At 58.1% G+C, this 9,200-nt stretch carries 9 protein-coding genes and 2 pseudogenes; 5 read left to right on the forward strand and 6 right to left on the reverse strand.

The genetic code is table 11. The features are described 5' to 3' along the window. Positions 1–486 precede the first annotated feature (486 nt). Positions 487–1,329 carry an integrase core domain-containing protein gene (locus OU02_RS09225; protein WP_080720584.1) on the reverse strand — a complete coding sequence of 281 codons (843 nt, stop codon included), beginning with the start codon at positions 1,327–1,329 and terminating at the stop codon, positions 487–489. Positions 1,330–1,860: 531 nt separating this feature from the next. Between OU02_RS09225 and OU02_RS07875 the strand changes: the two genes are divergently transcribed. The 3 genes from OU02_RS07875 to OU02_RS07885 all read left to right on the forward strand — a co-directional run bounded on the left by OU02_RS07875 (position 1,861) and on the right by OU02_RS07885 (position 3,608). Continuing rightward, positions 1,861–2,514: a hypothetical protein gene (locus OU02_RS07875; RefSeq protein WP_238552193.1), complete on the forward strand. Its 654-nt coding sequence runs from the start codon at positions 1,861–1,863 to the stop codon at positions 2,512–2,514. A gap of 87 nt (positions 2,515–2,601) precedes the next feature. Further along, positions 2,602–2,961, forward strand: a complete 360-nt coding sequence (gene cmtR / locus OU02_RS07880) for a Cd(II)/Pb(II)-sensing metalloregulatory transcriptional regulator CmtR (RefSeq protein WP_033489760.1) — start codon at positions 2,602–2,604, stop codon at positions 2,959–2,961. Beyond that, a complete protein-coding gene (locus tag OU02_RS07885) occupies positions 2,958–3,608 on the forward strand; it encodes a cation diffusion facilitator family transporter (protein WP_033489761.1) in 651 nt (216 codons plus the stop codon). The genes cmtR and OU02_RS07885 overlap by 4 nt, the downstream gene beginning before the upstream one ends. Positions 3,609–3,784: 176 nt before the next feature. Here the strand turns inward: OU02_RS07885 and OU02_RS08775 are convergent. The 3 genes and pseudogenes from OU02_RS08775 to arsD all read right to left on the reverse strand — a co-directional run. Beyond that, positions 3,785–3,886: pseudogene (locus tag OU02_RS08775) on the reverse strand (helix-turn-helix domain-containing protein); the annotation flags it as partial. Positions 3,887–5,009: 1,123 nt separating this feature from the next. Continuing rightward, positions 5,010–6,782 (reverse strand): arsenical pump-driving ATPase, encoded by a 1,773-nt coding sequence (arsA, locus tag OU02_RS07890; RefSeq protein ID WP_033489762.1) that lies wholly within the window; start codon positions 6,780–6,782, stop codon positions 5,010–5,012. Then, positions 6,773–7,174, reverse strand: a complete 402-nt coding sequence (arsD, locus tag OU02_RS07895) for an arsenite efflux transporter metallochaperone ArsD (protein ID WP_033489763.1) — start codon at positions 7,172–7,174, stop codon at positions 6,773–6,775. Before arsD ends, arsA begins: the two co-directional genes overlap by 10 nt. Before the next feature lie 74 nt (positions 7,175–7,248). Here arsD and OU02_RS09230 point away from each other — a divergent pair. Together OU02_RS09230 and OU02_RS09090 are read left to right on the forward strand one after the other, a co-directional pair. Then, a pseudogene (locus OU02_RS09230) lies at positions 7,249–7,542 on the forward strand (ArsR/SmtB family transcription factor); the annotation flags it as partial. 54 nt (positions 7,543–7,596) lie between these two features. Continuing rightward, positions 7,597–8,013: an arsenate reductase/protein-tyrosine-phosphatase family protein gene (locus tag OU02_RS09090; RefSeq protein WP_033489766.1), complete on the forward strand. Its 417-nt coding sequence runs from the start codon at positions 7,597–7,599 to the stop codon at positions 8,011–8,013. Between the two features lie 292 nt (positions 8,014–8,305). Here the strand turns inward: OU02_RS09090 and OU02_RS07905 are convergent, their stop codons facing one another. Both OU02_RS07905 and OU02_RS08425 read right to left on the reverse strand, forming a co-directional pair. Continuing rightward, entirely contained in the window at positions 8,306–8,521 is a 216-nt protein-coding gene (locus OU02_RS07905; protein ID WP_033489764.1) for a helix-turn-helix domain-containing protein, read from the reverse strand. An 80-nt stretch (positions 8,522–8,601) separates the two neighbouring features. After that, positions 8,602–8,928 carry a DUF2326 domain-containing protein gene (locus OU02_RS08425; protein ID WP_080720586.1) on the reverse strand — a complete coding sequence of 109 codons (327 nt, stop codon included), beginning with the start codon at positions 8,926–8,928 and terminating at the stop codon, positions 8,602–8,604. Positions 8,929–9,200 lie beyond the last annotated feature (272 nt).

Genomic DNA, 9,200 nt, shown 5'->3' on the forward strand with positions numbered 1-9,200 from the left:
CATCCATGCGGCGCTGGTCTCGCGCCGGGCCACGTAGTTCCACCAGTACCGCAGCGAGAACCCCGTAATCAGCTACACACCTGAAGCCTGGCGAGCCCTCGTCGACCACGCCACCATCCACCCCGACGGAACAATCGCTATCACTTTCAACGACGGCACAACCTTCTAGACCAGCCGCACCCCTTGCCCCAGGTACCTGTTGACCTGGGGCTTCATTGTCCTCGCTGACAACCAGCACCAACGCACATCAACCCATGCACCCACCCGCACCCGAAGATGCACCCACCCGGCTCTGCTTTCCACCCACCGGTCCTCAAAGCGCACCCACCCCGGCTCTTGTATCCATCGTGACCACCTTTGGTCCAATGTGATGCGGCAAGACATATGAGACAGTTCATAGGTCTTGCCACACGTTTATCTAGCCGGAGAAATGAGACGCTCTTTCGTGTGCTTTTTCCGGTGCATCTATCCAGACTTATGAGACAGTTATTGTTGCTTTCTTGCGTGGTAGTTCTTGTTGGGATCTAGGATGTATTCCCCGATTATTTCTCCGCTGCCTATCAGCATCACTGTGACTTCTTTTCCGGATATCAGCGCATAGACTCTTTTGCCCGCGTACCCTCTTCCTATTCCTAGGTGTCTGATTTTGTTCATGTACCGGATGGTGATTTTGCCTTCTTGGTCTACCTTGTCAGTTCTAAATCGGATTGCTGACTCCGATAGCGCTACTGACCCTAGTTTGGGTTGTGTTGTGTAGATGTAGTGCGGGGTTTTACCGTTTAACGCGCTGTGTGGTCTTTCTTCGTTGTAGATCCGCATGAATCTGGCTAGTTGTTCATTGAGTTCGGCTATACCGGTTGCTTTTGGTTGTGCTGTTATCCATCGTTTTAGTGTTTGCCAGAGTCGTTCGATTTTGCCTTGGGTGGTGGGGTGCCCTGGTCTTGAGTTGCATTGTCCTATGCCCAATGTTTCATAGGCGTTAGGGCTAGATCTTCCTCCGCCTCCGAAGCGGGTTGTGTAGACGACTCCGTTATCTGTGAGTGTTGCTGCGGGTGGATCGTGTTTTGTGCAGGATTCCCAGAAGGTGTCGGTTACTGTTGCGCCGAGGACTCTTTTGCGGGCTGAGAGATGGAGCAGGAAGCGGGAGTGGTCGTCTAGCCATCCAATTACTTCTACGTCGGTGTTATCTGCGAGGCGTAGGTGTGTGAAATCTGACTGCCATAGTTCGTTTGGTAGGTCAGCTTCAAAGCGGTTCCAGGATGTTCGTGGGCGTTTTTGGGTTCTTGTTTTGTTAGTCCTGCCTGTTTGAGTTTGCGTTGGATTGTGGATTCATGTGGTGGTTGGTGTCCTGCTTGTTGTAGGTGTTGTCGTATGGATCTTGCGCCTGCGTAGTGGCCTTGTTTTTTGAGTGTGTGGTGGGTTGCGATGATGAGTTGCAGGGTTGTGTCTGGGGTTTTGGTTGGGTATGTGTGGGGCGGGTTGATTGTGGGGTGAGGGCGGTGGTGCCGTGTTGTTTGTATTTGCGTAGGAGTTTGTAGGTTTGTGAGCGTAAGAGGTGGAAGTGTTTTGCTGCTTGTGTGGGTGTCATTGCGCAGGTTGTTATGGCTGTGATGATTGCTTTGTTTCGGGTGGTTTTGGGGTTGTGTGAGTCAGTCATTTTTATAGTGTGGCGACTGTCTCATATGTTTGGGTAGATGGGTGGTGGTTGTGGGTGGGGTTGGGTGTCTCGTTTGTTGTGCTAGATGTTTGGTTTGCTGTGTTGGTAGGGGTGTCTCATATGTGTTGCTTCTAGACAGGTCATGGACGAGGCGGCTGGAGCGGATCACGGCCCCGGCGTCGACCTCCTCGCCCTCCAGCGACGTGTCCGCGAGGATCGCGAGTATCGAGAGCAGGCAGAACGAGATCGCGAGCACGCTCGGCGAGTTCGCGCAGAGTCTCAACGGCGAGAGCTTGAATGCCGCGTGGCGGAGCTTGGTTGCGGAGGCACAGAAGAATCGCGCGGCTACGGCCTCGGCGATTGAGGGGCTCAAGGTGCAGGCCGCGGCGAACCAGAAGCTCGTGAGCCAGGTCGGCGGGGTGGTTCAGCGGATCGAGAAGCGCACCGAGGAACGGGTCGAGAAGGCTATCGAGCAGGTCGCCGGGGAGGCCGCGGCCACGATGACCGCGAACCTCGACGCCTCGAACGAACGGGCCGAGCGAATCATCGCGGCGACGGCGAAGCTGGAAGCGCGTCAGCTCTGGTCGGCGGCCGCGGCAATGTGCCTCGCTCTCCTGCCGGTGGTCGTGTTCGTCGCCGGGCTCTGGATGGGTATCGCCGGGCTCATCACGGGCGCTCAGTGGGCGCTGGACGTGGACGGGAGCGTGTGGCTCGGCATCGGCCGGTGGCTCGTGGTCGCCGTGAGCCTCGCCGGGGCCGGCTACGCCCTCCTCGCATCCGCCCGCTGGGTCGTCGGCCTGGTGGAGACCTGGAGCGGGCGCGGGATGCCGAAGTGGCCGAGCTGGCGCAAGCGGTGACCATGGTTCCCGAAGGCAAGCGCGCGGAGCGCGTGCGGCAGCCCTTGCACCTTGACATTGGTCAGTGTGCACTGTATAGTTCAGTGCATGCTGACTATTGCTTCGCGCCTCGATGTCATGAACCGGCTCGGCCGGGCCATGGCCGACCCGACGCGCTCCAAGATACTCATGACCCTGCTCGACGGCCCGAGCTACCCGGCCGTGCTCTCGCGCGAGCTGGAGCTGACCCGCTCAAACGTGTCCAACCACCTGACCTGCCTGCGCGACTGCGGAATCGTCGTCGCCGAGCCCGAGGGCCGCCAGACGCGCTACGAGATCGCCGACCCGCACCTCGCGGCGGCACTGGCTGCCCTGATCGACGTCACGCTCGCGGTGGACGAGGACGCGCCGTGCATCGACCCGGCATGCTCGGTGCCGGGCTGCTGTGGAACGGCGGTGGAAGCATGAGTGAGACCCTGACCACCGCGCGTCGCGCGACATTGCACCGCCGCGTCCGCTTCATCGTCGGCTTCACGATCACCTACAACGTCATCGAGGCCATCGTCGCCGTCTGGGCGGGCGTCCTCACGTCCTCGGCGGCGCTGATCGGCTTCGGGCTCGACTCGGTCGTCGAGGTACTCTCGGCCGCGGCCATCGCCTGGCAGTTCACCCGCAAGGACCCTGAGCGGTGGGAGACGGTCACCGTCAAGGCCATCGGCATCGCGTTCTTCGCGCTGGCGGCCTACGTCTCGATCGACGCGGTGCTGGCCCTGGTCGGCCAGGAGGGCCCCGACCGTAGCCCGCTGGGCCTCGGCATCACCGCGCTGAGCTTGGTCGTCATGCCTCTGCTGGCATGGACCGAGGTCCACACCGGGCGAGAGCTGGGCTCCAAGAGCGTGATGGCCGACGCCAAGCAGCTCATCCTGTGCATCTACCTCTCCGGTGCAGTGTTCATCGGTCTCGTCCTCAACAGCCTGTTCGGCTGGTGGTGGGCCGACTCGGTCGCGGCGCTGGTCGTGGCGGTGCTCGCGGTGCGCGAGGGCCTGGAGGCCTGGCGCGGCGACGTCGAGTCACCGTTCGAAGTGCTAGAGGACCTCGAAGACGAGGATGACTGACCCGTCACCCGACGATGAAGAGCCAGTGCTGCAACCCAGACATGTGCTAGCGCATATCAATCACACCGGTGCCCGCCTCGATGTTTTTGGCGCGCGCACCCGCTGCTGCGAGCACGGGCACTGGAGAGGCGGCCTGGCGAGCCCAGTGGTGCACACGCCGCGCGGTCCGACTCCTACTTGGAGATCGCCTGACGCGACACCCCGAACAGGACAGCCAAACGCTCCTGGGTGAGGCCACGACTGGACCTCAGGTACTGAAGGTTCTCACGAAAGGACATGGCAACTCCTGCACTCAGGCCGTAGGAGAGGCGGCTGACATCCGATTCCCCTGTAGCGGTTCATCATCCACTGTGCCAGTGAGGACGATGCACATCCACCACCCAACGGTTGCGATCCACAGAGCAACCACATATCTCCCGCAACCACTGGTTGCATCCACCCGAACCTCACGAGAGGCGATGTGCTCCGATCCCAAGGCACGTGTTCCAGCACAAACTTTCGTGTTGCGAAGGGTGTTCTGGATAAAAATGGCACCAGGAGGCCCGGAAAAACGACTCCCGAGGGACACCTCGCACGGCGATTCCATACTTGTTGTCAGTTACTACCTCATAAATAAGTTCCTTTGGAGTCAGCAAGCCGACTCCACAATTTCTCATGACACCTCACCAATTTGACATCCGGTCCGTTGCGCCTCTGAATCGTTTTCGCGCGAAATGTGAACCCGTCCGCACCTAGCGGCGCACCCACCAGGCCCGGCTTTGCACCCACCTGCACCCAGAGATGCACCCACCGGGCCTCGCAGTGCACCCACTTGGCTTGGTTATGCACCCGCCCCAGGCTTTGTATCCATCGTGACCACCTTTAGTCCACTAGAACGTCACTCTGGATACAAGATTCCTGGCCCTGCCGGGAGGTGTCCGGGGTGGCGTTTTTGCTGTTCTAGAGCGGTTTTTGGGGTGTGGGGTCCGGTCGTGTGGAACTGTAGAGAGGCTCTTGGGGTGGCTGATTGGTCTTTTGGAGTGCCCTCTTAGAGTATTCTTCGGTCTTCTCTGGCAGGTAGCATCAAAAGGCTTGGCCCTGCGTCAAAAAGTATGGGGTTCGCGTCAAAAGGTTTCCCGATGCATCTGTGAGGATGTTGGTCAGAAAGCCGTTGTCTTTGATGATGCTTGCGAAGCCATTCACCGATCTCGTATGTGGCGTGGGAAAACTCAATCGTCGGGGCGATCGAAGTGTTTTTCGGCGTTCTCGCAGAATGTGCTATAGCCATGGGATAGCCGGTCTTCTTGTATGGAAGTAGACGCAATTCGCAATGTAGATCGTGTTTAATGCCTTTAGAAACGATCAAGTTGGGGTGTCCAGGAGTTGACTTGTCCCGGACACCCCACCTTTACTCTGATGTGGCTATGCCACCGGGATTTCCCAAATAGGGGTGTGCATCTGGTCTGTGGCCAGATAACGCTCCACGGTGTTGTGTTGCGCTGTGGCTCGTTGTTGAAGGAACGTCGACTGCGGCCGGTTCTTTGGTAGGTACTGGTTGATGGCCCAGGCTCGTGGCGTAATGCCAGCGCGGGCGAGGTCATCAGCGAGTTCCTTGGCTTCCAAGATCGGAGTTGACTCGGGAAGCGTTACCAGGACCGGGAATGTCCGGTCCTGGTCTCTCAGACGCATAAGAGCGGTCAGTGTGCCATCGCTTCCTTCGGTTGCCCCGGACTGACGAAGGAGCTCTCGGTGATAGGAGCCGGTAGCGTCCAAAAGCAGCAGGGTGTGCCCGGTGGGAGCAGTATCGATGATGACCCAGCGTCGGTCGACCTCTTCAAGGACAGCAGAGAACGCCCTGAAGACAGCAACTTCTTCCGTGCATGGGCTCTCTAGGTCCTCGATGAGCTGTGCTCGGCCATCCGAATCCAGTGTCGCGCCCTTGGTGTTGAGCACTTCTTGACGATACTCTTCCACGACCTTGTGAGGATCAATGCTCACCACATCGAGCCCTGGATATTTCTGCGGAAGAGTCATATCCAAGTGTGAAGCCGGGTCGGTAGTCGCCAGAAGCACAGGCAACCCCTTGCTGGCGACAGAAGCGGCAAGCGCCTGCGCGACGGTCGTCTTACCTACTCCACCTTTACCCATTGCCAAAACGACTTTGGGGCCGCCTTCGATGATCTGTTCTGTTGCCTGAGACAGGGCAGATTGCACCACTTCGTTAACGTCGACAACTTCGGCAGATGGCAGTTCCTCATGGCCGGGCACGTTCTCATGGAACTGCAGGGCAACAGTGGTCAACCCCTTAATTCCCATGACAGGTTCTGGGTTCATGGGGATCGTGAAACATACCAATCCACTGAGTGCTGGATGGGTGGTCGCCAGCCCATTGAGGACATGCTGCTCACCGAGCATGAGCCTACGGTGGAGCGGGTCGTTGTCTGCTTCAGGCAAGAGTGCGTTGACAACCAGCGCCTGCGGATTAACCCCGAGTTCCGAGAGCTCGCTGGCTGCACGCTCAGCCTCCTGAAGAGTGGAATCTTGAGCGCGCGCCACAAGCACCAAAGTGGTCAGCGCAGGGTCCTTCAGCGCATTGACCGCATCGTCGTAGGTCTGGCGATGCTTATCAAGCCCTGACAACGGGCCAAGACAGGAAGCGTCACCAGTGCTCTTCTCAATGAAAGACGACCAGTCGCCCGGCAGTGCGAGCAGCCGCAGCGTATGGCCTGTGGGTGCGGTGTCGAAAACAATGTGATCGTAAGCATCGACAATGTTCGGGGAGACGAGGAAATCAACAAACCTGTTGAATGAGGCGACCTCCACCGTGCAGGATCCAGAGAGCGTCTCCTCGGACTCGCGCAGCACTTCGGGCGGCAGAAGGTGACGAACTGGCGCAAGAATCGACTCACGATACTTTTCTGCCTCCATGTTCGGGTCAATCTCGATCGCATCGAGCCTGACCTTCACCCCCGTCTCCCTGGCGACGCTCTCGTCTAGCGCGGTGATTTCGGATCCAATGGATTGCCCGAAGACCTGAGCGACATTTGAGGCCGGATCCGTCGACACCAGCAAGACTTTGCGCCCTTGCGCGGCAAGCGAAAGGGCGGTAGCGCATGACACAGTCGTCTTGCCGACCCCACCCTTGCCGGTGAACATCAGAAACTTTGTTGTTGGCGGCCACTGGCTCAACAGCATCCCGAAGCACCTCCACAACACGACGAGCTTGCCACTCGAAGCTCCGATCGGCCGTCATGTGCAACTTGAGAATCGGAGTTGCCTGCGGAATCTCGACGCGCCCACGCACGCAATTGCGCCAGGGTGGGATACGCGCCCTTGAGGACGATCTCGCCGTTGATCACCACCGCGGGAAGAGAATCGGCCCCTTCGGACTCGAGCAACTCGCGTACAACCGGAGTGGATGCAAAGTCCAACGGAGCGCTGGCCAAATTGTGCCGCGCCACGTCCACCCCTTCCTTCCGCGCGGCACTCACAGCCGCTGCCGCATCAACGACTTCCTGGTCAACGTTCTCTCCGCATATGCCCGACGAACAGCACATCGCCGGATCAAAGATGTCGATCTTGGTCATCTTCTTACCTCCACATGTCATATCGACGATTGTCGATATATAACATCCTAGACTACATATCGATAACTGTCAATATGTGGTATCATGGAGGAGTGAATGATAGTCGCACGTGTACCTGCCCAGTAGGCGAGGTGACCTCACCTACAGCGCCACTTGAGGCTCGGGTAGAGCAGTTCAAAGCATTGGGTGACACCACCCGGCTGCAGCTAGCCTTGATGGTCAAACAGGCTGCCCCGTCCCCCGTGTGCGCATGCAACTTCCCCGAAGCCTTCGGCATGAGCCAGTCAACGATCTCCCACCATCTAGGCAAGCTGGTCAAAGCCGGAGTTCTCGAAAGGCAAAAGAGGGGGAAATGGGCATACTTCACGCTCAACCCAGACTTTGATCAAAATCTTCTCGCAAACTTAGTCCCAGGAGTCGCCATGAACGTCAATGACGCAACCACAGGAACCACGATCTTGTTCGCCTGCCGGCAAAACGCCGGACGTTCCCAGATTGCCGCAGCATTAGCCAAGCAACTTGCGCCAAAAGGCATGACGATCCTGTCGGCAGGATCCGAACCCGCCGATGCAGTTCACCCCGTCGTCGTTGAGGCCCTTGCCGAGCTCGGCCTCCAACCCGATTCTCAACCCAAGCCACTTGACCCCGCACAGGTGAAAACGTCTGACTGGGTCGTCACCATGGGATGCGGCGAAGCCTGCCCCTTCTTCCCGGGCGTCCACTATCAAGACTGGAAGATCGACGACCCGAGCGGCCGCTCACTCGAAGAAGTACGGGGCATCATCGGCCAGATCAGAACACATGTACGGGAGCTGCTCGACACGGTCTCCCAAGGCTAACCCTCCATACATCCCTCTGGTCACAAAGAGGCTTGGTGCAACTGGGGAGGCACCTGGGGCAACGTTTCTATTGTGTTCGCACGGCTTCAGGGGCTCTAGCCTGAGCCGCGTGGAGATAATGAAAAGCTCCTGGTGAAGCCCCGATGTCGCTTCGGATCACTCTCTCAGGCAGCTCCTCACCCGGTGTTTGTCGGTCCAATCTGAAGGTATGAGTCTCGTGTCGAAAAGGTAGTGGCGTCCTCTTGTCGACTTTGTCGAACTAATACTTACGGAAGCGCTTTCTTACTAAATTTCATTCCGCGGGCTCCTCGGGAACGATGGCTGCAATATCAGAGAGTCGGCAGTCCAGCGCTATACAGATTTTGGCGCGGACTGCGGAGGTGACATTGCCATCTTTACCAAGTTTGGCAATGGCGGCAGGGGACAAGCCTGCTCGGGTTCGCATCTCCTCTTTTGTCATATCTAGGTAGATGATGAGTTTCCATAGCGGTTTGAAGGTGATAGGCATGGCTAGTTGCTCTCGTCGGTCGTTTCTGTGTCCCAGATGAAGCTGTAGAGCGCTCGGGCGCCGTCGCCGAGATGGATGACTCATGTGGCTGCGACGAGTTCTTCGGCGCGCTGGCCGTATGCCGTTGTTGCGTCGAAGGAGAAGAAGACTTGCTTTGGTTCACCCGCTCTGCTGGTGAGATTTGCGGACTGCATGTAGACGCTGAGCAGTTCCCTAACGGGGGCGTGCCCGACGAACTTGATGATTGCGGAGTCGTGGATGAGGAATGGCAGTGGGGTGTGGCGGAGCATCGCGATGTCGAAGATAGCCATGCGTCGTGATTTTGCTCCGGAGCCCCGATCTCCGCAGTGATCGAACTCGTAACTGATCCCCTTGGCTGTGTCACCTTGAACTGGAACTTTGGGCATACCTTCCGGTCGCCGTGCGGATACAGCTCACTGTTGACTTCATTCATAACTGCGTTGAAGTCAGCCGTGATCGCCCCGGTGACTGATTTTCCCAGGATGTCTTCGAGCAGGTGATTGCGCTGGCTCCTGAGTTCTTCTTTCTCGTCGTAGGTTCTAATCTGGGCTTCAAGGCGCAGTACTGTGCCGTGTACTTCCAGGGCGTGATTGTATGTTTCTTCATCGAGGAAGACAGACTCTCCCAAGGCCAAAATGTGTGTCTGGCTGGTCGGTGT

Source organism: Bifidobacterium pseudolongum subsp. pseudolongum DSM 20099, assembly GCF_000771225.1.
Lineage (GTDB): Bacteria > Actinomycetota > Actinomycetes > Actinomycetales > Bifidobacteriaceae > Bifidobacterium > Bifidobacterium pseudolongum.

Coding starts and splice junctions, on each gene's coding strand:
- cmtR (WP_033489760.1), top strand. CDS start 2,602: ATGCTGACTATTGCTTCGCGCCTCGATGTCATGAACCGGCTCGGCCGG.
- OU02_RS07885 (WP_033489761.1), top strand. CDS start 2,958: ATGAGTGAGACCCTGACCACCGCGCGTCGCGCGACATTGCACCGCCGC.
- arsA (WP_033489762.1), bottom strand. CDS start 6,782: ATGCTGTTGAGCCAGTGGCCGCCAACAACAAAGTTTCTGATGTTCACC.
- arsD (WP_033489763.1), bottom strand. CDS start 7,174: ATGACCAAGATCGACATCTTTGATCCGGCGATGTGCTGTTCGTCGGGC.
- OU02_RS09090 (WP_033489766.1), top strand. CDS start 7,597: ATGAACGTCAATGACGCAACCACAGGAACCACGATCTTGTTCGCCTGC.
- OU02_RS07905 (WP_033489764.1), bottom strand. CDS start 8,521: ATGCCTATCACCTTCAAACCGCTATGGAAACTCATCATCTACCTAGAT.
- OU02_RS08425 (WP_080720586.1), bottom strand. CDS start 8,928: ATGCCCAAAGTTCCAGTTCAAGGTGACACAGCCAAGGGGATCAGTTAC.